We start from the raw sequence: 26,668 nt of genomic DNA, 5'->3' as shown, positions 1-26,668 counted from the left end.
GGAAGGAGACGACCGGTCGGCGGAAAGTCCCGGGAGGAGGCCCGGGCCCGGCCTGTCGGTCGCGCTGCGGGAACGTCGATACATTGCGGCAGCGTCCCGCTCATACTCTTAGCCGCTCTTCCCGGTGTCAAGGTCCGTCATGGCGCGGGCCGTTGCGGCCGAGCCGCCTGCCTGCGCCTCAGCAGCTGATGCTGCCGCCTGCCGCGTTCCCTGGCGCTGTCCAGGCCGACGGGTCCGGCCGGGCCGCTCTCGTCGTCGGCGAGGGCGGCCTGGGCGCGGACGGTGGTCGAGCGGAACAGCTCCATCAGCTCGGCGTGGATGCCCACGTCCGCGGCCAGCCGCCGGTGCAGTTCGATGAGCAGCAGTGAATGGCCGCCGAGGTCGAAGAAGTTCTGGTCGAGGCCGACGTCGTCGACGCCCAGGAGGTCACGCCACACCTCGGCGACGGCGCGCTCCGTGTCGTTGCGGGGGGCGAGCACGGGTGCTTCGGTGCGCGCCGGGGCGGGCAGCGCCCTCCGGTCGACCTTGCCGTGCGCGGAGAGGGGCAGCGCGGGCAGCGCCACGAGCGCGGCGGGAACCATGTGGCGGGGCAGGCGGGCCCGCAGGTACTCCAGCACGGCACGCGTGCCGGCGTCCCCGGCACCGCCGCCGCCGTCCCCCTTGCCCTCGGCGTCCCCGGCATTCCCGGCATCCCCGGCGTCCTGCGGCACGAGGTAGCCGACGATCCGGGGCTCCTCCTGTCCGTCGCGCCGGACGACGACGATCCCCTCCCGTACGAGAGGGCAGTCGGTCAAAGCCGCCTCGATCTCGCCCAGCTCGACCCGGAACCCGCGGATCTTCACCTGGTCGTCGCCGCGCCCCAGGAACTCGAGCGTGCCGTCCCGGCGCAGCCGTACCAGGTCACCGGTCCGGTACATCCGGGCCCCGCCCTCCCCGCCCGGCGGGTTCGCCGTGCCGCCGGGCGGGGTGAGGTGATCGGGGACGAAGGCGGCCGCGGTGAGGTCCGGTCTGCCCACGTAGCCCCGGGCCACGTTGGCGCCGGAGACGCAGAGTTCGCCGGGGACCCCGGCCGGCACCTGCCGGCCGTCGCGGTCGAGCACATGGACCGTGGTGTTGGGCAGCGGTCTTCCCAGCGGGGCGTTCACCGCCTCGGGCTCCGCGTCGCGTGGAACGGGCCAGGTCAGCACGCCGACGGTGGTCTCGGTGGGACCGTAGTGGTTGTACACCTGACAGTCCGGACCGGCCGTGCGGGCGACGGAGCGCAGCCACTGCCAGCCCGACGCCTCGCCTCCGATGACGAGACGGCGCCGGGGCAGCAGGTCCGCGCCCCGCCCGGAGCGCATGAGGGCCTTCAGATGGGAGGGAGCGATCTTCAGGCAGTCGACGCTGTGCTGAGCCATGTAGTCGGCCAGGGCGTCCGCGTCGAGGGCGCGCTCACGGGTGATCAGGTGCAGCTCTCCCCCGGTGACCAGGGGAGGCACCAGCATGGTCAGGCACGAGTCGACGGTGAGCGGTTGCAGCATCGCGTAGCTCAGCGGCTCGTCGACGTCGAGCCGGTCCAGCACCGCGAAGGTGTAGTTGACGATCTGGCGGTGCTCGACCGCGACGCCCTTCGGGGCGCCGGTGGAGCCGGAGGTGTAGAGGATGTACGCGGTGTTCCCGGGTGTCGCCCCGCTGTCGGGGCAGTCGGTGGGCCGATCACGCAGCGCGGTCCAGTCCGGGTCGAGTTCCACCGTCCTGATCGTGGCCCCGGGGTCCGCGCCGCCGGTGTGGACCAGGACGGCGGCACCCGAGTCGGCGAGGATGGCCGCGCGCCGGGCCGCCGGGTCGGCGGGGTCCACCGGCACGTAGGCGCCACCCGCCTTGAGCACGCCGAGCACGGCCACGGCCATGGCCGGGGTGCGTTCCAGGCACAGCCCGACCGGGCGTTCCGGGCCCACGCCCGCCTCTCGCAGCAGGTGCGCCAACTGATTGGCACGCCGGTCGAGTTCGGCGAAGGTGAGTGTGGTGTCCTCGCCGCGAACGGCGACGGCGTCCGGGGTGCGGTCGGCCTGCTCGGCGAACAGCTCGTGCACGCACGAGGCCGCCGCCGCGTAGCGGGCCGGTTCGGAAGGCGGGGCGGGGTCCGCGCCGGTGAGCATGGGCAGTGCGCCGACCGGGGTGTCCGGCGCCGCGAGGGCGGCGGTCACCAACTGCCGCAGGTGCGCGGCCAGGCGGGTCACGGTCTCGCGGTCGAAGATCTCGGTGTCGTACTCGAACTGCCCGAGGACCGTGTCACCGTCCTCGACCAGGTTCAGGGTGAGGTCGCGCTTGCTGGTCCCGTTGTGGACGGGGAAGTCGCTCAGCCGCAGACCGGGCATCTCGGGAAAGCGCGGCGCGGGGCGCAGCGTGCACATCACCTGGAAGTACGGGACGGCTCCCCCGGTGCGGTCGGGGCGCAGCCGCTCGACGACCTTCTCGAACGGGACCTCCTGGTGGACGAGTGCCTCTCCGGTCCCTTCCCGGACGTGGCGCAGGACCTCGCGGAACGTCCGGTCACCGTCGAGCCTGGCCCGCAGCAGCAGCGTGTTGACGAAGAGGCCGACCATCGGTTCGACCTGGGAGTGAGCGCGGTTGGCCACCGAGGTGGCCACGAGGAAGTCGGTCCGGCCGGTGTAGCGGTACAGCAGGACGTCGAGGGCGGCCATGACGGCCATGAACAAGGTCGCGCCCTCCTGGCGTCCGAGTTCCCTGAGCCCGGCGACGGTGGCGGCGTCCAGGCCGAAGTCCACCACGTCGCCGCGGAACGCCGGGGTGAGCGGACGGGGCCGGTCGGCCGCAAGCTCCAGGACGGACGGCGGGTCGGTCAGCACCCGCTCCCAGTACGCGAGCTGGTCGTCGTAGGCAGCGCCGTGCAGCCGGTCGCGGTGCCAGCGCGCATAGTCGCCGTAGTGCACGGGCGTGGGTTCGGCGGCGGGCTTCTCACCGCGCAGGACGGCGTCGTAGCCGGCGGCGACCTCGCGCAGGAGCACGCCCCAGCTCAGGGCGTCGCCGACGAGGTGGTGCATGTTGAGCACCAGGACGTGGTCGTGTTCGGTCAGGGTGACGAGGTGGACGGCCAGAGGAGGCGCGTCGGTCAGGTCGAACGGGCGGGCCGCGATGGACCTGGCCAGCTCGAGAGCGCCGCGCTCCCGGTCCGGGGCCGGCTGCCCCGTCAGGTCGTGCCGTCGGATGGGCACCCGGACCGGATCCGGGGCGAAATACTGCCGGGGCTCGGAGCCCTCCATGCGGAACCGGGCGGTGACGACGGCGTGCCGGGCGATCGAGGCGTCCAGGGCGCTCTGCAGGGCCGGGACGTCGACCGTGCCGGTCAGCCGTACCGCCGCGGGCACGTTGTACGCCCCCGTGCCGGGGAACATCTGCTCGAACAGCCAGAGTTGGCGTTGAGGATGCGACAGCGGGGCGCTGCCGCGCTCGGGGTGGGCGGCGATCCGCGACTCGGACTTCGTGCTCAGTCCGCGCTGCGCGAGCAGCCGGCGCATGGCCTCCCGCCGCTTGTCGGCGATGTCTCCGCCGGTGCCGCTCACACGTCCTCCTGAGTCAGCAGTCGATCGAGGTCGCTGTCGGACAGTTCCGCGACCTGCAGCAAAAGCGCCGCCCGCTCGTCGACCTCGTGGCCGGTGTCGGGGTCGTCCCGCAGGGTCCGGACCACACCCGCGACGGTGGCGTCCGCGAAGAACCGGTCCAGCGGGAAGGCGGCACCGAAGGTCTCCCGGACGCGTACGGCGAACCGGGTGGCGAGCAGCGAGTAGCCGCCCGAGGCCCAGTAGTCGTCGTGGACGCCCACCGGTCCCGTGGTGCCGAGCGTCTCCTGCCACAGCACGGCGACCGCCCGTTCGGCGTCGTCGCGCGGTGCGACCGAGGGCGCCGTCGCGGTCCGTGCCCCGGTACGGGCGAGACCGCTGAGCGCCCGGCGGTCGATCTTGCCGCTCGGAGTCAGGGGCAGCTCGGCGCAGGGCACGAACAGCGTGGGGACCATGTAGCCGGGCAGCCGCCCGTGCAGATGCCGGCGCAGTTCCTCCGCGTCGGCCCGCTGTCCCCCGGCCGCGACGTAGTAGGCGGCCAGGACCTCGCCCTCGGCCGTCACGACCGTCTGTTCCAGTGCGGGGTGGGCGAGGAGGGCCTGTTCCACCTCGGCGGGCTCGACCCGGAATCCGCGGACCTTGACCTGCTGGTCGCTCCGTCCGGCGTACTCGATGGCCCCGTCGGACCGGAACCGCGCACGGTCGCCGGTGCGGTAGAGCAGTCCGCCGGGTCCGTCGGGGAAGGGGTTCGGCACGAAACGCTCGGCCGTGAGGTCCGGCCGTCCGACGTAGCCCCGGCCGAGGGCGGGCCCGCCGATGTACAGGTCGCCCGCCACCCCGGCGGGGACCGGCCGCATCAGTTCGTCGAGCAGGTACACGCTGGTTCCGGCGATGGGCCTGCCCAGGGGCACCTTGCCCGCCGCCACGTCGGCGTCGGTGAGCACGTGCCAGGTGACGTCGGCGGAGATCTCGGACGCCCCGTACAGGTTGAGCAGGATCCGGCCCTGCAGGGTCTTCAGGAAGCGGCCCGCGAGGTCGGCCGGGAGGGCCTCCCCGCTGCTCACCCACAGGCGCAGGGCGGGCAGTTCACCGGCGAGGTCGGGCACCGTGTCGAGAAGGGCCCGCAGCAGGGAGGGGACGAGCACGATGCGGGTGACCCGGTGCTCGGCGAGCGCTGCGACCAGCGCGGGCAGGTCCATGAGCAGGGACTGCGGCAGCACCACGACCGGGACGCCCTGGCAGAGCGGCCCGAAGATCTCCCAGAACGAGTCGAGGAAGTTCAGCGAGGTCTTCTGGCAGAGGACCTCTCCGGGCCGGAAGGGGAACTCCCGCCACATCCACTCCAGTCGGTTGACCATGCCGCCGTGCAGGCCGATCACGCCCTTGGGGACGCCGGTCGAGCCGGAGGTGTAGAGGACATAGGCGGGCTGGGCGGGGTCGATGCGCAGGTCGAGGGGGGTCGTGGGCAGGCCGGCGGAGGCCTGTCGCAACGCGTCGACGTCCACCGTGCGCGTGGTGTGCGGCCCCTCGCCGAGGCGTTCCCGGTGCTCGCCCGCGACCAGCACCAGCTCGGCTCCGGAGTCGGCCAGCATGAACCTGAGCCGGTCCTTCGGGTACGCGGGGTCCAGGGGCACGTAGGCGGCACCGGCCTTCATGACGGCCAGCAGCAGCACGATCGTCTCCGGGGACCGCTCGGCGCAGACGGCGACACGCGACTCGGCGCCCACCCCCCGTCGCCGCAGTTCCCTGGCGAGCTGGTTGGAGACGGCCTCGACCTCTTCGAAGGTCAGGGACGCGGTGGGGTCCAGCGCGTCGGAAACGGCGACCTTGTCCGGCGTGGCGGCGGCGTGCTCCCGGAACATCTCGGGCAGGGAGCGCCGGCCGGCATGGCCCTCGGGCCCGTGCGCCCAGGCGCCGGTGACCTTCGCCCGCTCGGTGTCCGAGAGCAGGTCGATCCGGGCGAGGGGGCGGTCGGGGTCCGCGACGACCTTGTCGAGCAGGCTGACGAAGTGGGCACCGATCCGGCGCACGGTCTCCTCGGTGAAGAGGTCCGTCGCGTATTCGAGGATGCCCACCGCCTCGTCGCCCGTCTCACGCAGCATGATCATGAGGTCGAACTTGGCGTTGACTGCGGGCATCGGCACCTGTTCCAGGTGCAGCCCGGCGAGGTCGAGAGGCGGCAGCGGGGCGTTCTGCAGGACGAGGACGTTCTGGAACAACTGCCCGTGGCCGAGGCTGCGTTCGGGCGCGACGGCCTCCACGACCAGCTCGAAGGGCAGCTCTTGGTGGGCGTAGGCGCCGAGCGTCGTCTCCTTGACCCGCTCCAGCAGGTCGCGGAACGACAGACCGGGGTCGACGTCCGTGCGCAGGGCCAGCATGTTGACGAAGACGCCGATCAGGTTCTCCACGTCCGGGTGGGTACGCCCGGCGATCGGCGATCCGACGACCACGTCCCGCTCGCCCGAGTACCGGTGCAACAGGAACGTGAAGGCCGCGAGCAGCGTCATGAACAGCGTGGCGCCCTGGCTGCCGCCGAGCTGCTGGAGGCCCTTGACGAGGGGGCCGGGCAACGTGAGCGGCACGGTCGCGCCGGCGAAGCTCTGGGCCGCCGGGCGCGGGTGGTCCGGCGGGAACTCCACGAGCTGGGGTGCCCCGGCGAGCTGGGTCCGCCAGTACTCCACCAGTTCCTCGCGCCCAGGCCCGTCGAGCCGCGCCCGTTGCCAGGCGGAGTAGTCGGCGTACTGGACGGGCAGCGACGGCGGTTCCTCGGTGGCCGCGCCGAGGCGGCCGGCATAGTGGATGCCGAGTTCCCGGACGAACACGCCGGTGGACCAGGCGTCGGACACGCTGTGGTGCATGGTGAGCAGCAGGATGTGCTCCTCGTCGCCCACCCGCAGCAGCGCGGCCCGCAGCAGGGGCGCCCGGGTCAGGTCGAACGGCCGCCGCGACTCCGCCAGGGCCAGTTCCTCCCAGCGCCGGCGCCGTTGCCCCTCGGGCAGGTCGCGCAGGTCGGTGACGGGCAACGGGACGGACACGTCCGTCGCGATGCGCTGGGTGGGCCGCTCGCCGTCGAGGCCGAAGCACGTGCGCAGGGCCTCGTGCCGGGCCACGATGTCGTCGAGCGAGGACCGCAGCACCTCGGCGTCGAGGGGCCCTTCGACGCGCACGACGTCGGGGATGTTGTAGACGGAGTTGCCGGGGGTGAGCTGGTCGATGATCCAGAACCGCTGCTGCCCGTACGAGAGGGCCAGCGCCTCGTCCCGCGGCACGACCGGGATGGGGTCCTGGGCCGCCGCCTCGCTCTCGTCGCCCCGCACGTAGTCGGCGAGACCCGCCACGGTCGGCCGGCGCAGCAGGTTGAGCAGGGACAGTTCGACGCCCAGCGCCGCACGGGCCCGCGACACGATCTGCGTCGCGAGCAGGGAGTGCCCGCCCAGTTCGTAGAAGTCGTCGTCGCGGCCGACCTTGTCGACGCCGAGCATCTCCGCCCAGATGTCCGCGATGACCGTTTCCGTGGCGTCGCGAGGGTCGGTGTAGGCGGTGCTCAGCTCCGGCCGCGGCTGGCGGGCCCCGCCGGCGGGTACGCGTCCGCGTCTGGCGACCTCCGGGTGGCGGACCCAACGGTCGAGCCGCTCCTCCAGGTCGGCGGTGACGATGGTGGTCACCCCGGCCTCGGCGCTCTCCGCGATACGGCTCAGCAACCGAACGCCCTCCGCGACACCGACGCCGTACCGGGTGACGCTGGTCATCGGGCGGCCGAGCCCCTCGTCGGGTATCCAGTCCTCCATGTCGACGCTGATCCACCGCGTACCCGGCCGTCCGGCCCTGGCCTGGGCGAACGAGTCCAGGAACACACAGGCCGAGGTGTAGCCGGCGGTGCCGAGACCGCCGAGCAGGGCCGCGTTGGAGGAGAACAGCAACACGAACTCGGGCTCGCGTCCGGCGAGGACGCGTTCCAGGACGCGTGTGCCGTCGACCTTGGCGCGCATCACGCCGTCGAGCCACCGCCGGTCGAGGGTGTCGATGGGGGCGAAGGCGTTCTCACCCACGATCCCGGCAGCGTGGAACACGCCGGTGACGGGTCCGAGCAGCCGCTCCGCCTCCGCGAGGGACCGGTTCATCTCCGCCTCGTCGGTGACGTCCGCCCGTTGCACGAGGACGCGCGCGCCGCGTTCCCGCATGGCGCGCAGCCGCCGGATCCTGCGGCTGGTGGGGTCGTCGTCGCCGTGACGGGCCGTCCAGCCGTCCCACTCCTCCTCGTCGGGGAAGGCGGAGCGGCCGGTCAGGACGATCGAGGCGGCCATGTCGGCCAGGTGGTCGGCCAGTTCGAGGCCGACCGCGCCGAGCCCGCCCGTGATCACGTACACGCCGTCGCCGCGCAGGGGGCTGCGGGCCGTGCCGAGCGTCAGGGGCTGGAAGGTCTGCGTCCACCGGGTGCGTCCGCGGTAGGCGATCAGGCGCTCGTCGGGCGCCTCCGCGACGACGTCGACGAGCCGGTCCGCGAGTTCGTCCGCGCCCGGGCCCGGAATGTCGTCCGGGGCGACGTCGACGCAGCGGACGCTGATGCCCTCGTACTCCTGCGGAACGCACTTGGCGGCGCCCAGCAGTGTGGCGACCTCCGGCCTCGGCCGGTCGGCGCGTTCCACGCCGACGAGCCCGTGGGAGACGACCCACAGGTCCACGGGAGCGGCGGCGCTGCGGGCGGACAAGGCCCTGGACAGCCACAGCAGGCTGTGCATGCCGCGTGTGTACGGGTCGCCGTCCTCCGCGTCGTCGCCGCCGGGGTCGACGCTCCACAGGTGGAGCACTTTCGCGGGCCACTGGTCGTCGTCGAGCGCGGCGACCATTTCGGCGTAGGCACCCGGGTCGGCCGGATCGATCCGGTGGTCGACGCCGTGGCGGGGGCCGTCGACGGCGCCCGGAGCGCCTGGCACGACGACGGTCACCCGATGTCCGGCCGCCGTGGCACGGTCCTTGACGCTCAGAGCCAGCGGGAGGGGCAGGCCGTCCTGTCCGACCGGGGCGAGGAGCAGCCAGTGCTCGCCGACGGGCCGGGGCGGCGCCGGGGACGGCATGGGCGCCGACTGCCAGGCGGGAGCGAGCAGCCAGGACTCGGGATCGTCCCGCCGGGCGGTGGCGGAAGGCCTGCGGGAGGACCCGGAGCGCTCACCCGGCGGGTCGAACCGGCAGCGGGTGCGCTCGAACGGATAGGTGGGCAGACCGACCCTGCGGTGCCCGGCGGGGTCCGACAGGGCGTCCCAGTCGACGGCCGCACCGGTGGTCCACAACTGGGCGATGGCGTCCAGGAGATGGCTGAGGTCGTCGGGGCGGCGGCGGTCGTAGACGGCCCGCAGGGAGGGCACCACCACGGGGTGTGCCTGCGGGTCCGCCCCCGCGAGGTGCTCCGCCGCCAGCGCGCTCAGCGACTGGCCGGGGCCCACCTCGACGAGGGAGCGGTCCCGTTCGGCGCACAGGGTGGCCAGCCCGTCGGCGAACCGGACGGTGCTGACGCTGTGCCGGGCCCAGTACGCGGGGTCGGTGGCCTGTTCGGGGGTCATCCAGGTGCCGGTCACGTTGGACACGAGCGGGATACGGGGCGGGGAGAGCGGTATCCCGGCGATGAACTCGGCGAGGGGCGCGGCCATGCCGGCGACCATGGGCGAGTGGAAGCCCCGTTCGGCGCGCATCCGCCGGGCGGCGATCCGCCGGCCGGCCAGGCGCCGCTCCAGCGCCTCGATCTCGTCGACCGGCCCGGACACGGCGGTCAGGGCGGGCCCGTTGACGAGAGCGACAGCCAGGTCTCCGTCGAGGTGCCGGGTGGTCTCCTCCACGCCGAGCGGGACGGCCAGCATGGCGCCCTGAGGCATCTCGTCGAACAGCTTGGCGCGGGCGACGACCACGTTCAGGGCGTCCTCCAGGGTGAAGACGCCCGCGACGGTGGCGGCGACGTACTCCCCCAGGCTGTGCCCGATGAGCGCGGCGGGCCGTACACCGAGCGACTGCCACAGCCGGGCCAGCGCGTACTCGACGACGAACAGCGCCGGATGGGCGAGCCCGGTGCGCTGCAACGGGTCATCCTCCTCGCCTCCGCCGAACATCATGCGCCGCAGGTCGAGCCCGCCGCTCGCGGGCGCCTCGACGGCCGGCCCGCGCAGCCTCAACTCGTCCCGCAGGTCGAGGCCGAGAAGTGGCCGGAGCAGGTCGCAGCACTCGTCCACGGCCGTCCGGAACTCCGGCATGCCCTCGTACAGGTCCCGGCCCATCCCCCGGTACTGGTCTCCGAGCCCCGCGAACATGAAGGCGACGGGCCGGTCCTGGCGGGCGGCGGCCCCCTCGTGCAGCCGGGCCGGGTCGCCGCCCTCCAGCACGGCGAGGGTGTCCTCACGGTCCCGGACCACAAGCGCCCTGCGGTGCTCGAACGGCACGCGGCCCTGCCGCAGGGTGTGGGCGACGTCCCGCGTCGTGAGGTCCGGGCGCTCCCGGAGGTGACGGGCGAGCCTCGCGGTCGTCTCCTCCAGCGCGGAGGGTGTCCTCGCGGAGAGGACCAGGAGCTGTGGCCCGGCGTCGTCCGGGACGGGCGGCAGGGCGGGGGCCTGCTCCAGGACGATGTGGGCGTTCGTGCCGCCGAAGCCGAACGCGCTGACGCCGGCCCGCCGGGGCCCGTCCCGGTCCGGCCAGCTGACGAGCTCCGTGTTCACGTAGAAGGGGCTCGCCGCGAAGTCGATCTGCGGGTTGGGCTCGTCGAAGTTCAGTGACGGCGGGATCTTCCCGTGGTGCAGTGCCAGGGCCGTCTTGATCAGGCCGGCCGCGCCCGCCGCGGCGTCCAGGTGCCCGATGTTGGTCTTGACGGAGCCGATGGCGCAGTACCCGGTGGCGTCGGTGCCCTGCCGGAAGGCCTTGGTCAGCGCGGCGACCTCCACCGGATCGCCGAGCTTCGTGGCGGTGCCGTGCGTCTCGACGTACGTGACGGTCCGCGGGTCGACGTCCGCGATCTTCTGCGCGCGCAGGACGACCTCGGCCTGACCGTCCAGGCTGGGTGCGGTGAAGCCGACCCGGTTGGCGCCGTCGCTGTTGACCGCGGACGCCTTGATGACGGCGTACACGGTGTCGCCGTCTTCCAGAGCGTCGTCCAGCCGCTTCAGGGCGAGGACGCCAGCTCCGCTGCCGAAGACCGTGCCGTCGCCGGCCGCGTCGAAGGCCCGGCACCGCCCGTCGGAGGAGGCCGTGCCGCCGGGGACGTGGACGTAGCCCGTGCGCTCGGGCAGCACCACCGTGCTTCCGCCGACCAGGGCCAGGTCGCACTGGTAGCTGAGCAGGCTGTCGCAGGCGAGATGGGCGGCGACGAGCGAGGTCGAGCAGCCGGTCTGCACCGTCATGCTGGGGCCGCGCAGATCCAGGTGGTACGAGACCCGGCTGCTCAGGAAGTCCTTGTCGTTGCCGAGCATGGCGAGTTGTGTGTCGGAGTCGCTGATGTCCGGGTGGTCGAGCAGGTTGTACAGCAGGTAGGTGCTCAGGCCCATGCCGGCGTAGACGCCGACGGTGCCGGACCGGTCGGACGTGGTGTGCCCGGCGTGCTCCAGCGCGGCCCAGGCGGTCTCCAGGAACAGCCGCTGCTGGGGGTCGAGCAGCGCCGCCTCGCGCGGGGAGTATCCCCAGAAGCGGTGGTCGAAGCCCTCGGGGTCGTCGATGGGGGCGCCCGCGGGGACGAAGCCGGGCTGTCCGGAGACCTCCGGCGGTACGCCCAGCTCGGCGAGTTCCTCCGGGGTGAAGTGCCGGATGGACTCGACGCCGTCGCGCAGGTTCGCCCAGAACGTCTCGACGTCGGGCGCGCCGGGGAACCGGCAGGCCATGCCCACGACGGCGATGTCCGATCCGGTGTCCTCCTGCGGCTCGTTGAGCTCGCTCATCACGCCCTGCCCCTTCCACCGAGCCCGCGGGACCTTCGCCTGCTGTCGCGCTGTCGGCGCGCTCGTTCCTCGCTGTCGGAGAACACCCGCTGTTCCGTGTCGGCGCCGCCCTCGCCCAGATGGGCGGCGAGCGCGCTGACCGTCGGGTGCTCCAGGAGCTTGATCAGGGGCAGTTCCACGCCCGTGTCGCGCTGCAGCCGGTTGTGGACCTGGACCATCAGCATGGAGTGCCCGCCGAGATCGAAGAAGTTGTCATACAGTCCGACCGATTCGACGCCGAGTACCTCGCTCCAGATCGCGGCGATGGAGCGCTCCAGCTCCGTCACCGGTGCCGCCTTGACGCCGTTGCCGGAGCCGGACCACTGCAGGGCGGCCAGGGCCTTGACGTCTACCTTGCCGTGGGCGGTACGCGGCAGGTCGGGCAGGAGGACGAAGCCGCTGGGGACCATGGACTGGGGCAACCGCTCGCGCAGGCCGCGCTGGAGGTCGCGGCCGGAGAGCGTCGCGCCGTCGGCCGGCACCACGCAGGCGACGAGCCGGGTGCCGGCGGAGGCCTCCTGCTGGGCGATCACGACCGCTTCTCGTACGTCCTCGCGGGCCGCCAGGGCCGCTTCGATGTCTCCGAGCTCGATGCGGTGCCCCCGTACCTTGACCTGCCGGTCGATCCGCCCGAGGAACTCGACGCGGCCGTCGGGGCGGTAGCGGGCGAGGTCGCCGGTGCGGTACAGGCGCTCTCCGGGCGTCCGGCTGAAGGGGTTCGGCACGAACCTCTCGGCGGTGACGTCCGGGCGGCGCCAGTAGCCGCGGGCCAGCCCGGCGCCGCCGATCACCAGTTCGCCGGCCACCCCGACCGGGACGGGTCGCAGGCCCTCGTCGACTATGTGGATCTGGGTGTTGGCGATGGGTCCGCCGAGCGGCACCGTCTCCTCCACCTCGGTCACCTCGTGCGTGGCCGACCAGATCGTGGTCTCGGTGGGGCCGTACATGTTGACCAGCCGGGCAGGCAGCTGTTCGCGCAGCTCCCGGGCGAGGTCGGGTGGGAGGGCCTCGCCGCCCAGCAACAGCGCACGCAGGGACGTCAGTCCGCTCATGGCTGCCTTGTCGAGGGCCGTCAGCCGCATCGCGGAGGGCGTCGCCTGCAGCAAGGTCGGGCGCCAGGCCGCGATCTGGCCGGCGAGGGACCTGTCCTCGTCTCCGGCGGTCGCGGCTTCGGCGGCGGCGCCGCGTGCGCTGCGCTCGCGCAGCCGGTCGAGGGCCGGCAGTCCGTCCAGGACCGTCCGGCGGGGCAGTCCGAAGTCCACCAGACACGCGATCTCGTCGACTCCCGCCTCGGCACAGCGCTCGATCAGCGGCCGTACGGACTCGGGCGTGCCGAACAGCGCGCCGGTGTCGAAGTACCGGTTGAAGGCGAACTCCAGCAGGTCGTCCATGTCGGACTCGCTCATGCCCGCGAGGTCGACGGGCAGGTTGAGCGAGCGCACCAGGTTCTCGATCAGCCCGACGGACGACCGCAGGTAGGCGGTGAACGGTTCACGGACCTGCCGCTTCACCTCTTCGACGTCGTCGCCGAGGAAGGTGTGCAGCATCAGGGTCACCACGCCGGTGTCCGGGTCGTGGCCGTTCTGGAGCCGGGCTTCGCGGTAGCGGCGTACGTTCTCCGCGACCTGCTCGACGGTCTGGCCGAGGAGGTGCGTGAGGACGTTCGCCCCGATGGCTCCCGCCCTGGTGAAGGTGTCGGGGCTTCCGGCGGCGGTGATCCAGGTGGGCAGTTCGGGCTGGAGGGGGGCCGGGCGGACGGCGATGTCCACCGGCTTGCCGGTACCGCCGGGCAGGGAGACCGTCTCGCCCCGCCACAGCCGCTGCACGGTGTCGATGTCCCGGAACATCTGCTCCTTGCGGCCCTCGTACCGCTCCGGGAAGAAGACGAAGTCGTCGGCGTGCCAGCCGGAGGCGAACGCGACGCCCACCCGTCCGCCGGAGATGTTGTCCACGAGGGACCACTCCTCCGCGACGCGCACCGGCGAGTGCAGCGGCAGGACGACGCTGCCCGCCCGGACCGCCACGTTGCGGGTGACGGCGGCGATGGCGGCGCTGAGCACGGAGGGATTGGGGTAGAGGCCGCCGAACTCGTGGAAGTGCCGCTCGGGGGTCCACACCGCGGTGAAGCCGTGCTCGTCGGCGAAACGGGCGCTGTCGAAGACCAGGTCGTAGCGCCGGCGCGCGTCGTCCGTGCCCGAGCGTGCGTCGCTGGCGAAGAAGAACAGACTGAAGTCGACGGGCTTGACCGGGGCCGCCTGCCCGGCCTGTCGGGAGAGCGCGTCCTCCGCAAGTACCACTGTGGCGCCCCGGGTGAGCGTCCACAGCAGTTCCAGGACGGAGATGTCGAACCCCGCGTTGGTCACCGCGAGCATCGTGTCGTCGGTGCCGCAGCCGACCTTCTCGTCCATGGCGGCGAAGAAGTTGCCGACGTTGCGGTGGGTGACCACCACGCCCTTGGGGACGCCGGTCGAGCCGGAGGTGTAGAGGAGGTACGCGGCGTTGTCCGCGGATGCCCGGCCGGCCGGGCATCCGGCCCGCCCGTCGGGTGCGGCGAGGACGTCGTCGACGTCGAGGAGGGGTACGGCGCTTCCCGCGACCCGGCGCGCCACCCTGCCGCGGGTCACCATCAGGTCGAGCCGGGCGTCCGAGACGACCACGTCCAGCCGGTCGCGCGGGTAGTCCGGGTCGAGCGGCACGTAGGCGCCGCCGGCCTTGAGGATTCCCAGCATCGCGACGATCAGCTCCGGCGAGCGGTCCAGACAGATGCCGACACGGGACTCCGCGCCGACGCCCCGGCCCACGAGCTCCCGGGCCAACCGGTCCGACGCCTCGGACAGTTCCTCGAAGGTCAGCCGCGCCGACCGGAAGACCACGGCGATGGCGTCGGGCGTGCGGGCGGCCGCGGCCTCGAACTCCTGGTGGATGCACAGCGCGGCGGGGAGCTCCAGGGCGGTGTCGTTCCAGTCGACGAGTACGCGCCGGGTCTTCTCCTCGCTCAGCAGCGGCAGCGCGGACAGGGGCCGGTCGGGGTCGGCGGTGATCCCGGCGAGCAAGGTGCGGAAGTTGTCGGCGAGTTCGGCGACGGTGGCACGGTCGAACAGGTCGGCGTTGAACTGGACGCGCCCGACGAGACCGTCCGCGTGCTCCGCGACGATCATGGTGAGGTCGAACTGCGCGGTGCGCTGCGGCACGTGGACCGGCGCCAGGTCGAGCCCCGCCAGGGTGAACGGCCGCGTCCCGTGCCCGGTGGCGACCGCGGCGAAGTCGCCGGGGAACCGGGAGGGTGCCTGGTGATGGATGAACATGGCCTGGAAGACCGGGGAGCGCGCCGGGTCGCGGCCGGCCTGGAGTTGCTCGGCCAGCAGGCCGAACGGGTAGTTCTGGTGGGCCAGCGCCTCGGACACGGTCCCGGAGAAGCGGGCCAGCAGCTCACGGAAGACCGGGTCGCCGCCGAGGTCGCCGCGGATGACCACGGGGTTGACGAAGTAGCCGACGGTGTCGGCGTACGCGGGGCGGCCCCGGCCGGACACCGGCGAGCCGACCAGGATGTCGCTCTGGCCGCTGTAGCGGTGCAGCAGAACCTCGAACGCGCACAGCAGCGCGGTGTACAGCGTCGTCCCCGACTGCCGGGCCAAGGCGGAGAGCCCGGCGAGCAGTTCCGCGTCCAGGGAGAAGTCGTGGGTGTCACCGTCGTATGTCTGGACAGGGGGACGGGGCCGGTCGGTGGGGAGCTCGAGTACGGGCAGTTCGCCGCCGAGCCGCTCCCGCCAGAAGGCGGCGGCGGCCTCGCCCTCGGCGCTCTGCGCGTACCGCTGCTGCGCCGCGACGAAGGCCGCGTAGTCACCGGCCGGCGGCAGATCAGCGGCCGTGCCGGAGCGCGCCGCCCGGTAGCAGCGCGCCAGTTCGTCCACGATCAGGGACATCGACCAGAAGTCCGCGACGATGTGGTGCATGACCAGCAGCAGCACCCGCCGACCGTCGGCGCCGGCGCACAGCCGCGCTCGTACGAGGGGCCCCGCCGCCAGGTCGAAGGGCTCGGCGGCGGCATCCGCGAGCAGGGCTTCCAGGGCACCCGGCGCGGCCTCCGGGACGGCCGTGCGGTCGAGGACGACCTTCCCCCCGGCGTCGATCCGGCGCATCGGCCGGTCCTCGTCCGTGGTGTACGAGGTGCGCAGCGCGGCGTGTCGCTCCACCACCCGGTCGAGCGCTTGTTGCAGGGCGTCCGGGTCGACGTCGTCGGGGAGGCGTACGGCGCCCGCGACGTTGTAGGCGGCGCCGCAGCCGGTGACGTGGTCGAGGAACCACAGGCCGCGTTCGCCGTGGCTCAGCTCGTCGGGCGAGACATCGGGGGCGGTGGCGTCGGGTGCGACCGTGTCCCCGGCGTCCTCGACCGAGGCGACCACGGCGGCGAGGACGTCGCGGACCGGGGCGCCGTGCATGGCCTCGTATCCGAGTTCGACGCCGAAGGCCTTCTCCACCTCGTGCTGGATCTCCAGGAGGTCGAGGGAGTCGAGGCCGAGGGCGGGGCCGGACCTGCCGAGGTCCAGCGCGCCGGGGTCGCCGCCCACGCGCCGCGCGATGGCCGCCCGCAGGAACGACTCCACCGCCTGAGGTGTGCGTGCCTGGTCCGGTCCCGCGGTGGCGGTGGTGGTGGCCGGGTCGGCGACGTCATCCTGGCCGTATTCGTGGACGCCCAGCACGGCGAGCGTGCCGGCCAGATACTGCTCGCGGGCCGCGAACCGCTGGATCTTGCCGCTCGATGTGCGGGGCAGCCGCCCCGGCCGTACCAACGCGAAGGCGTGCGGGGCGATGAGGTGGTTCTCTCCGACAGCGGCCCGCACCGCCGCCGCGACCTCCCGCACGTCGGCGTCGCGGGCGACCCGCTCGGCCTCGTGTGCGACGACCAGCACCTCTTGGCCGTCGACGGGGACGGTGAAGCAAGCCCCGCCGTTGTGCCTGAGTGCCGGGTGGGACCGGAAGGCGGTGAGCTCGATGTCCTGCGGGTAGTGGTTCACGCCGCGCAGGATGATCAGGTCCTTGATGCGGCCGGAGACGAACAGCTCGCCGTCGACGACGTAGCCGAGGTCGCCGGTGCGCAGGAAGGGGCCGTCCTGCGAGCCCTCGATGCGGGCGCCGAACACCTCCGCGCTGGTCTCGGGGCGCTGCCAGTAGCCCTGGGCGACGCTCGGGCCGCCGACCCAGATCTCCCCGACCTCTCCTTCGGCGCAGCGCCGGCGCGTCTCGGGGTCGACGATGGCCAGTTCCTGTTCCGGGGAGGGCTGTCCGCAGCCCACCACGGGGTCGGCGCCCTCGATCTCGCGCACCACGGGGGCCGCCTTGGGCGAGCCGCCGGTGACGATGAGGGTTCCCTCGGCCAGTCCGTAGCAGGGGTAGAACGCCTCGCGGCGGAAACCGGTGGGCGCCAGGAAGTCGGCGAAGGCGTCCATGACATCGGCGCGGACGGGCTCGGCTCCGTTGAAGGCGACCTGCCAGCAGCTGAGGTCCAGGCCCTCCAGTTGCTCGGGGCGTATCTTGCGCAGGCACAGCTCGTAGCCGAAGTTCGGCCCGCCGCTGGTCGTGGCCCGGTGGTCGGAAATGGTGCGCAGCCAGCGCAGGGGGTCGGCGGCGAACGCCATCGGCGGCATCAGCACCGTCGGGTATCCGGTGTACAGAGGCTGCAGGATGCCGCCGATGAGGCCCATGTCGTGGTAGGGCGGCAGCCAGATGACGGTCTTGCTGTCGGGTGTGAGCTCGAAGAACCGCTCGATGTCGCCGCCGTTGTGCAGCAGGTTCCCGTGGCTGACCATCACCCCCTTGGGGGTGCCGGTGGAGCCGGAGGTGTACTGGAGGAAGGCGAGCGCGTCCCGGGGCGCCGGCTCCGGCCGCCAGCCGGCCTCCGGCGTCACGTCGGTGTCCACCCCGATCCACCGGAGCGTGCCCAGCAGGGGGTTGGTCTCGACGAAGGCGTCGCGCTGCCCCGCGACGGCCCCGAGGGTCAGGGCCGCGGTCGGACGCGCGTCGGAGACGATCGCCTCCAACCGGGACAGGCTGCGGACCAGACTCGCCCCGTTCGGCGGGTACACGGGGACGGCGATGACCTCGGCGTAGAGACATCCGAAGAACGAGGCGACGTAGTCGAGTCCGGGCGGCAGGACGATCACCACCCGTTCCCCCGGAGCGCAGTGCCTCCGCAGGGTCGCGCCGATCTCCCGGGCCCGGGCGTCCAGTTCGCCGTAGGTCCAGGAGACCTCGCGGTCGCGCTCCAGGAAGGTGTAGGCGACGGAGTCGGGTTGCTCCGCGGAGCGACGCAGCAACAGATCGGTGAGCGAGTCGGCGACGCGGCTCGCAGGCCGTCCACTGTTCATCGAGGTTGGTCCTTCCCCCGTGATCGAGGTGTTGTCTGCGGCGGCCGGATCTGCGGCCCGTGCGACATTCCGGTCGGTGGTCAGCCGCGGCCGACGACCTGCCTGGCGTACTGGCCGAGCATGGACTGCTGGATCTGGGTGGTGCCCTCGATGATCTCCATAACCTTGGCGTCCCTGAAGTGCCGCTCCACCTGGCCCGGAGTGCCGATGCCCTGCGCTCCCTGGATCTGCACGGCGTCGGCGGCGGCCCGGTTGGCCAGCAGTGAGGCCCGGTACTTGGCCATGAGGGTGAGGTTGACCGCGTCCGCCTCGTTCTGGTCCTTGCTCAGTCCGGCCTGGTGGCAGAGGGCTCTGGTCGCGGTGATGTCGGTGACCATGTCGGCGAGCATCCGCCGCACCAGTTGGTGGTCGCTGATCGGCCCGCCGAACTGGTGGCGTGTGTCGGCGTGGCGGACCGAGGCTTCCATGCACGCCTGTGCCAGTCCGACCGATCCCCACGCGGTGCTGAAGCGGCCCAGGTCGAGGGAGGAGGAGGCGATGAAGGTCAGGCCCATGCCGGGCCGGCCCACGAGTGCCCCGGCGGGGATGCGGCAGTCGTCGAAGACAAGCTCACCGAGCATGGAACCCCGCAGGCCCAGCAGGCCGTTGAGGGGGTTGACGGTGAGGCCGGGGGTGTCCCGCTCGACCAGGAACGCGGTGTGCTTGCCGTCCACCTTGGCGAACACGAGGAACAGGTCCGCGATCTGGCCGAAGCTGATCCACTTCTTGCTCCCGCGCAGGATGAAGCCGTCCTGCCCGTCCGGGGAGGCGACGGGATCGGCGTCCATCTCGATGGAGGCCGCGTCGGAGCCGATGCCCGGTTCGGTGAGGGCGAAGGCGGCGAGCGTCTCGCCGCGGAGGATCGGGCCGATCCAGCGGTCCCGCTGCTCGGCGGTCCCCCAGCGGTCGAGCGCCTGGGCCACCATGTCCTCGACCGCGACGAAGTTGCGGATGTTCTGGCACGCGCGGCCGAGCTCCTCGCTCAGCAGCCCGTACGTCACCCAGTCCATGCCGCCGCCCCCGTTGTCCGCGCGCACGGGCGCCGCGAGGCAGCCCTCCTCGGCGAGCGCGCGCACCACGTCCGTGGAGATCGCCTGTTCGGCGTCGAACGCGGCGGCGTGCGGAAGGATCTCCTTCTCGGCGAAGAGCTTGAACCGGCTCCGGGCCGCCCGCTGGTCCGGAGACAATTGGACGATCACAAACAAGCACCACCTTGTGTCACGAGCGGAGGAGTGGAGCGCCGCGCCGGATCGGACGCGCGCGAGCCGAGCGTCATCGGTCGAATGACGCTCGTGGGAGTGAGGAAGGAAACGGGGTGGGCCACCGGGCGCCGAGGCGGTATCGCTCGGCGTCTCATCGGTGTCGGCGTCACCGCCGGGATGGTGCTCCGCCCGACCCGCCGGCTGGGCCGTTCAGTCGGGCGACCTGCACAGACACGTGTGCAGTCTGGTCTTCATATTCTTAGCCGCCGGACCGGAAGTCAAGGGTCGGCCTGCCGCCCCCACGGCCCTGACGGCCCGCATCAGCCCACGGACTGGAGCACGTCGGCCTCGTAGTAGTAGACCCTGCGGCCGTTCGCGCGGCGCCGCCAACTGTTCACCGATGCCAGCCGGTAGACGTTGCTGGTGGACAGGCCCCACAGCTTGGAGACCTCTACGACGGTGAGCCACCGCTCGCCGCCCGAGGAGTTCTGCCGGCTCACTCGCCGGTCCAGTTCGCGCCAGCGGTGCGCGGGCCAGGTGTGCTCGGGGTCGATGTCGCAGCGCAGTTCGCTCGGCAGGAGCTGTTCGTGGGACTGGATCACGGCGACCAGGGAGCCGTCGCACTGCTGCTCGACGCACGGGCCGACCCTGAACTTGCGGGTCCGGTGGGGATAGGCGGCCCGCTTCGCCTTGGCCGCCGTCTCGTCGATCTCGGCGACGGCATCGGCGGCCGCCGTGTGCGCGCAGAGCCACTGGGCATGGCGGAGCAGAAAGGCCGTCATGGCCTCGACCGACCGGTCGGGGGCGGCGCAGGCCCGCTCGGTGGCGACCAGGTCGGACCAGGCCAGCAGACGCGCCCGGACACCATCGCGGGCCTCCACAGCGCTGGAATTGAGCGAAATTCCCCGACCCAGTTGACGGGATACCCTCTCGCCCTTCTGGGGCGACACCGTGAGCATTTCCTCACACTGGCGGTAGAGGCGCGGCAGGGACGTCAGATTCTGTCTGAACCGATCGAAACATGTTCCGCACACATGGAGCCGACCCTGACCGGCCTGCCGCATCCGAATAACGTCACGTTTGCAACTGTGACAGTGGTAGCGCTGCTGCACATCATTCGACACTTCGATTCCCGTTCTACACCATGGGGAAACCCCAGGACCGCATACTGTCAGCGCATACCGCAGGAGCGGAGGAGGAAGGGGAGAACCGGCCTCCTGTCACGACGGAGGTCGCGACAAGATTAGACTTGGCAACTGCGAATCAAATGAGCATGAATGGTCGAGTTCATGCAATCCGGCCCGCCGGCCTGATTCGTCACGTTCGCCTACCCCGTTACAAGGGATTCAGAGCCGGACACCGAGAAGGGACTCCCGGTCCGCCGCGCTCCCTCACCCTCACCCTCACGGCCGCGCCATCCCACCGAATAGGGCGTCTCGCCCCGCTTATGACACAGGCATTACCATTCCTCATCGAGCCGACGATGCACGAAAGAGGGCGAGCCCACTCTTTCCCGGACGCCGGTACGCGCCGGTCAGGACTGCGCCGTCGTCACCGCGAGGGCAGTGACGATCAACCCCTCCTCCACCAGCCACCGGCCGGTGAACCCGTCGGCGGGTACAGCGGGATCGGTTGCCAGCAGACGGGCCGAGAAGGTGCCCTCGTACTCGATGGTGATGTCCGCCTGCTCGAAACCCAGCCATCTGCGGGTGAGCGGGAACCACGCCTTGTAGACGCACTCCTTCATGCTGAACAGCAGCCGGTCCCAGCTGACTTCGGGCTCCAGGCGCCTCATGTCCGCGATCCGCAGCCGCTCGTCCGGCACAGCCGTGACCTCCAGCACCCCGTCCGGCAGCGGCGCATGGGGCTCGGCGTCGACGCCGACGGCGAGCACACCGTCGCGCACCCGGGCCACGGCCGCCGCTCGGTATCCGTCGCAGTGGGTCATGCTGCCGACGAAGCCCTCCGGCCACACGGGGGCGCCGCGCTCGCCCGGCAGGATGGGGACGGGGCCGACTCCCAGGTCCGCGAGCGCTGTTCGCGCACACCAGCGGACGGCGGCGAACTCCCGTCTTCGCTTCTCCAGTGCCCGGCTCACGACCTCGGGCTCCCCGCCCAGGAGGGGCGCGTGGGGCGGGTCGTCATACGTCTCAGCCACGGCCACCGAAACCGGTAACAGCTTTTCGATCATCAGCGCTCCCCCGCACGATGCGGTGGGCCCTGCCGCCCACCCGTCCTGAGGCCGCTCCTCGTACGGGATTCCCGAAGAACGGGCGACCTCATTACCGGCGATAGACCTTTCGGCCGAACCGCCGACGAACACCGGCCGTTTTTGATCACGCCCGGCCCGAGCCACGCTACGTCAGCCGGCGGACCTCGGCAAGTGATTTCGAGAAGGGAAGCACCCGTCTGCCGGACGTTCATCCAGTGCCCAACTCCATACGCCAACTTTCCAGACATGGAGGGCGAGTTGGACAGTACACCTTGCCCATCGGGGGAACCTGCCGGAGTATTCGTCCGTTCGCTATCTGAGATACCGTCACCCGCACCATGACGGGCACACGCCTCCGTATTCACCGAACCAAGATGAATTGCACATCGCATTCAGAGAGCGACCATGGCTACCATTGGGCAATCCGACCTGAAAGTCTTCCCGCTCTGCCTGGGCGGAAGCGTCTTCGGCTGGACCGTCGACCAGGACACCTCGTTCGCCGTCCTCGACGCCTACCTCGAGGCCGGCGGGAATTTCATCGACACCGCGGACTCCTACTCGCAGTGGGCGCCCGGCAACCACGGTGGCGAGTCGGAGACGGTCATCGGCCGCTGGCTCGCCGCCCGGAAGGTCCGTGACCAGGTGGTCATCGCCACCAAGGTGGGCCGCAAGGGGGGCCTTTCCGGACTCGGCCGCAAGGTGATCCACCAAGCCGTCGAGGACTCCCTGCGCCGCCTGCGGACGGACCGGATCGACCTCTACTACACGCACGCCGACGATCCGGGTACCCCCCTCGAGGAGACCCTGACGGCGATGGACGCCCTGGTCTCGGCCGGGAAGGTCCGCCATGTCGCGGCGTCCAACACCACCGCGGACCGGCTGTCGGAGGCCCTCGCCGTCTCCGAAAAGGCCGGTGTCGCCCGGTTCGTAGCGGTGCAGCCCTCCTACAACCTGGCCGACCGCGACCCGTTCGAGCGTGAGCTGCTCCCCCTCTGCCTTGAGGAGGGCCTGTCCTGCGTGCCCTACTTCGGGCTGGCGCAGGGGTTCCTGACGGGCAAGCACCGCGACGCGGCGTCCGCTGCCGGGAGCGTACGGGGGGCCGCGGCACGGCAGTACGCGAGCCGGCCCCACGCGCGCGCCCTGCTGGAGACCCTGGACCGCGTCGCCGAAGGCCACGCCGTCGCTCCCGGCGCGGTGGCGCTGGCCTGGCTCGCCGCGCAGCCGTCCGTGAGCGCGCCGATCGCGAGCAGCAGGACCACCGGGCAACTCGCGGAGCTTCTTCCCGGCGCGACCCTGCGGCTGTCCGCCGGCGAGCTGCACGAGCTCGACATGGCCTCCCGGGCCCTCACACCCGACCGCACGGACCGCAGCGCACCGACTGGAGACACGGCGGCATCATGACCTCTGCCCACCCGCACACCGCCCTGATCGGATTCGACTTCCTCAAATCCTTCACAAGCGCGGCTCGCAGCGCGTACGAAGAATGCACCCCGGAAGAACCACCGTCCTGTTTCGCCTTGTTACTCGGGACCGTCGAGGACGGCGTGGCCCATATCGCCGAGGTCGAGTTCGCCACCAATGCGCGGGCGAGCGACCCGACCGCCGTGGCGGAATTCTCCGGCACCATCGCCGCATGCTTCGGAGCGGCCTACAGGAACACCCGCCGGGGGTTCTGGTGCAGTTCCAAGGACCTCTTGCGGATACAACGGCAGGCCGAGCACCAGGGACTCGACATACTGGGATCCGTCCATATGCATCCGGACTGGCACCGCATAGGGCCGCCCTCCGAACGGGGTCTCACCATCAGCGAAGACCCCACACCCATGGACCGGTACATGTTCGACAACACCAGATATCCGGTGAACATGATCTGTTATCTGGAATCCATCGGCGGAAAGCTGTCGTCGGCGCTCGCCGCGTGGGGACCGCCTTCCGAGGAGCAGGCTGACGCTCCCTGCCCCCGGCTGGCACTGCGCTTCGCGGTGGACTAACCGCGGGTGCACCGCCCGGGTCGGCCGGGCCGCCCACGCAGGCGACCGCGCATCGGCCCAGCGGGGCTTCGCGGCACGGTCGCCTGCCGTGGGGGGCCGTCAGACCGCCCCGCCCACGGCCCGGGTTCCCTCGCGCACGGTGGCAGGCCAGCCCGCCGAGTCGAGGCCGTACTGGCACAGGAAGGCGTAGACGAGCCGCTCGAGCCCGAACCCGACGCAGGCGCTGCGTGCCGTGCCCTCCGTGCCGTAGTCGATCCCGAAGCCCCGGCCGAACAGGTCGTCGTGAAAATTGAAGGAGCCCACCGCGATGGTCCGCCCGGGTGCGACCGTGAGGCGCAGCTCGTACTTGAGCTCCATCAGCCGCTGCGACCAGATCCGCGCGGAGGTGTCCTCGCCGCCGAAGAACGGGTCGTTGCCCACCTCGCAGAAACCGCTCAGGCCGAGCTCGTCCACGAACGCGAAGATCTTCCGCATGAACAGCTCGCGCGAGGCGAGGACGTCCTCGCGCGGTCCCATGAAGACGATCTCCCGGATGGTGAAGTCCCAGAGCCGTTCCATCGTCGTGGCGTAAGCGGCCTCGAAGCGGAAGGACTTGCCCTTGGCCGTGACGACGTGCACCCCCTCGGCGTCCAGCGTTCGCCCCCGGTACTGGTGGAACGTGTGGTAGCACATGGTCGGCGGCAGGCAGTAGTCCACGTTGTGACAGGCGTCGAGGACGGTGGAGTCGATGCCGGTCTCGCCGTACGATCGCTGGAAGCCCTGGTACACGTCGATGTCGTTGTGCAGGCGCGTCACGAACATCAGGTGCTGCGGGAACGAGGCGAAGTAGCCCGCCGTCGCGAGGGCCTCGGTGCTGATCAGCGTCGGGTAGCGGTACTCCGTCGGGTTGAAGTCCTCGCCCAGGATCCGCTTCACCGCCCGGTCGAAGTACGCCAGCAGAGACAGCAGCGGCTCGCCGACGGCGACCTGTCCCTCGCCCGCCTCGGTCACCGCGCCCGCCTGCGCCAGCAGTTCGAACGTCCCCTCCTCGACCGCCCGGTCGTGCGAGGAGGTCCACACCGACTTCGGTGGGGTCGTCCGCTGTTTGCGGACGTCGCCGTCGACGACCCGGTTGACCTTCTCGGTGAGCTCGTCCGCGGGGAGCGGGGTGGCGGAGCGGAGGGTCACCCCGCGCACCTCGCCGTCGGCCGTCTCCAGCTCGTATCCCGTGATCTGCGACGACACGAACAGGAGCCGGCGCTCGATCTCGGAGGCGAGCTGCCCGGCAACCGGGGTGTGCAGCGCGACGCGTGTGTGGAACTCCCCGGTCCCGGCGCCCGTCGGCTCGGTGCCCTGTCGGGTGGTCTCGGTCATGTCTCTTGCTCCTGTGCGGCTGAGAGGTCTGGGAGGACAGGGAGATCGACGAAGGACGCGTGCGCGCCCCTCCGGTGGATCTGGACGACGGGCGGCGGGTGGTGCACGCGTGTCTCGGCGTTGTCCCGGTCGCAGCACGTGACGGCGATCCGGAGCCGGTGCCCCGGAGCGAACACATGGCTGACCGGGTGCAGGTCGAAGACCAGCGGCACCGGCTCCTCGGGCAGCGTGGCCCGGGTCCGCTCCGCGCACGGGTGGTACGGCAGTGAGAGGTTGTCGTACGGGGCGGTGCCCAGCGCCCGGTGGGAGGCGCGGATCACTCCCTCGGTGACATAGTGGGAGACCCCTTCGCCGTCGACGTCCTCCAGGTAGAGGAAGAAGTCGCCGTCCAGGTGGGTCGACGTCACCCACAGTTCCGCGACCGGGTGTCCGGTCACCTCCAGCTCCTGTTCCAGCGGGGCCGTGGTGTAGGTGAGGGCGGTCCGGTCGTTGCCGGTCATCGGCTCGTAGCCGAACGGTCCGCCGTAGCCGTCGGTCCAGCGGGTCGCCGTGCCGGAGGTTGCCGTGTAGTCGACGACGAGGTCGTCGAAGCCCCCGAGCCGCGAAGGGGCGCGGTCCGTCAGGGTGCCGTCGTTGACGGAGGACACGGGCACGGCCGGGCCGGGACCGAAGTACATCCGCGTCGTGCGGACTCCGGCCGGCGGCCATTGGTCCGTGTCGCGCCACTCCTCGCCGGGGGGCGCGTTGCGCCGCTGGTAGCGGATGGGCGGTTCGTCCATGACGCCGGTGTCGACGCCCTTGAGCCAGTGGTCGAACCAGCGCAGGTGCTCGGCCGCCAGGTCGACGCCGTCCCTGCCGTTGTGCGACCAGTCACCCACGAGGAGCTTGCGTGGCCCGGTGAGATTGGCGTGCCACAGGAAGGCGTCCCGCACCCACATGTCGTGCCAGCCGCTGAGCTGGTAGACGGGCACGCCCGCGGCGGCGATCGCCTCGACGTGGGTGGAGGGGCTCTGCCGCGCGTACGGCTGCTCGTCGTCGCCCTCGCCCCGGCTGTCCCGGCAGGGCAGCGCGGCGGCCCTGGCGAAGACGTCCGTGTTGGCCCGGTGTTCCTCAGCCGCCGCGCGCACCGCCGCCGCGTCCTCCCGTACGGGGGCGGCCCCGGTCTCGGTGTCCAGCCGTCGCACCATCGCGCCCCAGTTCCGGATGAAGTCGTGCCGGAACGCCCCTCCGGGGCGGAGAAACGAGTAGAGGTCGAACAGCGCCACCTGAGGGAAGATCGCCTTCAGGCTGGGCGGGGCGGTGCCGGCGGCGAGGAACTGGGTCATGGCGAGGTAGGACTCGCCGTACATGCCGACCTTCCCGCTGCACCAGTCCCGCGCGGCGAGCCATTCCGTGATCTCGTGGGCGTCCTGGCTCTCCTCCGGGCCGAACTCCATGCCCCGCACGCCGCTGGAGGCACCCGTGCCACGGGCGTCGGCGGCGGCGATCACATAGCCGTCGTCGAGGATCCGGCGCAGCCAGGGGCGGCTGTCGAGCTTGGTCCAGGTCACGCCGTCCACCACCTCCGAGCGGTGGTAGCGGTCGTGGCACCAGAGTGCCGGCAAAGGCTCCTCGACCACCCGGCCGTCCCGCTTGGGGCGAAACACGTCCACGGCGATACGGACGCCGTCGCGCATCGTGACGTAGTGGGTGGAGGACTCGACGCCGTCGGCGGCCTGGAGGTAGGCCGCCAGGTCCTCCGCGTGCTCCTCCAGGAGCCCGCGCAGCTTCTCGTCGAGCCCCTCCGGTGGCGCCTCGTGGTGCAGTCGGCCGCCGGACGTCCACACCCGGACGTTCGAGGCCCGCAGCCGCAGCAGCAGGGTGACGACGGACGCGTGGGCCGCGTCGGGGCCCGGTGCGACGTCCTCGGTCCGCGCCGTCATGTCGTACGCCTTTCTGTGTCTCCGTTCACCGCGGACGGACGCCGTGCGCGGCCGTCGGCGACGGCCGCGCACGGC

Annotated in this window: 10 protein-coding genes; 2 read left to right on the top strand and 8 right to left on the bottom strand. The window is 71.7% G+C overall.

Annotated features, from left to right (window positions below):
• Positions 1-137 precede the first annotated feature (137 nt).
• The 6 genes from OHT51_RS37015 to OHT51_RS36990 all read right to left on the bottom strand — a co-directional run bounded on the left by OHT51_RS37015 (position 138) and on the right by OHT51_RS36990 (position 21,306).
• Positions 138-3,566, bottom strand: a complete 3,429-nt coding sequence (locus OHT51_RS37015) for an amino acid adenylation domain-containing protein (protein WP_328883254.1) — start codon at positions 3,564-3,566, stop codon at positions 138-140.
• Positions 3,563-11,470, bottom strand: a complete 7,908-nt coding sequence (locus OHT51_RS37010) for a non-ribosomal peptide synthetase/type I polyketide synthase (protein WP_328883253.1) — start codon at positions 11,468-11,470, stop codon at positions 3,563-3,565. Before OHT51_RS37010 ends, OHT51_RS37015 begins: the two co-directional genes overlap by 4 nt.
• A complete protein-coding gene (locus OHT51_RS37005) occupies positions 11,470-17,874 on the bottom strand; it encodes a MupA/Atu3671 family FMN-dependent luciferase-like monooxygenase (protein WP_328883252.1) in 6,405 nt (2,134 codons plus the stop codon). The genes OHT51_RS37010 and OHT51_RS37005 overlap by 1 nt, the downstream gene beginning before the upstream one ends.
• Before the next feature lie 80 nt (positions 17,875-17,954).
• A complete protein-coding gene (locus OHT51_RS37000) occupies positions 17,955-19,112 on the bottom strand; it encodes an acyl-CoA dehydrogenase family protein (protein WP_328883251.1) in 1,158 nt (385 codons plus the stop codon).
• A 323-nt stretch (positions 19,113-19,435) separates the two neighbouring features.
• On the bottom strand, positions 19,436-19,996 hold the full coding sequence (locus OHT51_RS36995) for a hypothetical protein (protein ID WP_328883250.1): 561 nt from the start codon (positions 19,994-19,996) through the stop codon (positions 19,436-19,438).
• Between the two features lie 653 nt (positions 19,997-20,649).
• Positions 20,650-21,306 carry a 4'-phosphopantetheinyl transferase family protein gene (locus tag OHT51_RS36990; RefSeq protein ID WP_328883249.1) on the bottom strand — a complete coding sequence of 219 codons (657 nt, stop codon included), beginning with the start codon at positions 21,304-21,306 and terminating at the stop codon, positions 20,650-20,652.
• Between the two features lie 426 nt (positions 21,307-21,732).
• On the opposite strand from OHT51_RS36990, the gene OHT51_RS36985 reads away from it, so the two are divergent.
• Positions 21,733-22,728, top strand: a complete 996-nt coding sequence (locus tag OHT51_RS36985; RefSeq protein WP_328883248.1) for an aldo/keto reductase — start codon at positions 21,733-21,735, stop codon at positions 22,726-22,728.
• The gene (locus tag OHT51_RS36980; protein WP_328883247.1) at positions 22,725-23,318 is read left to right on the top strand and encodes a hypothetical protein; all 594 of its coding nucleotides are present in this window, start codon (positions 22,725-22,727) and stop codon (positions 23,316-23,318) included. The genes OHT51_RS36985 and OHT51_RS36980 overlap by 4 nt, the downstream gene beginning before the upstream one ends.
• A gap of 99 nt (positions 23,319-23,417) precedes the next feature.
• Here the strand turns inward: OHT51_RS36980 and OHT51_RS36975 are convergent, their stop codons facing one another.
• The gene (locus OHT51_RS36975; protein ID WP_328883246.1) at positions 23,418-24,671 is read right to left on the bottom strand and encodes a hypothetical protein; all 1,254 of its coding nucleotides are present in this window, start codon (positions 24,669-24,671) and stop codon (positions 23,418-23,420) included.
• Positions 24,668-26,593, bottom strand: coding sequence for a CocE/NonD family hydrolase (locus OHT51_RS36970; RefSeq protein ID WP_328883245.1), 1,926 nt, complete (start codon positions 26,591-26,593; stop codon positions 24,668-24,670). Before OHT51_RS36970 ends, OHT51_RS36975 begins: the two co-directional genes overlap by 4 nt.
• Positions 26,594-26,668 lie beyond the last annotated feature (75 nt).

This window comes from Streptomyces sp. NBC_00299 (genome assembly GCF_036173045.1).
Taxonomy (GTDB): Bacteria; Actinomycetota; Actinomycetes; order Streptomycetales; family Streptomycetaceae; genus Streptomyces; species Streptomyces machairae.
The sequence above is the reverse complement of the archived record's forward strand: the minus strand, read 5'-3'. Positions and strand labels throughout refer to the sequence as shown.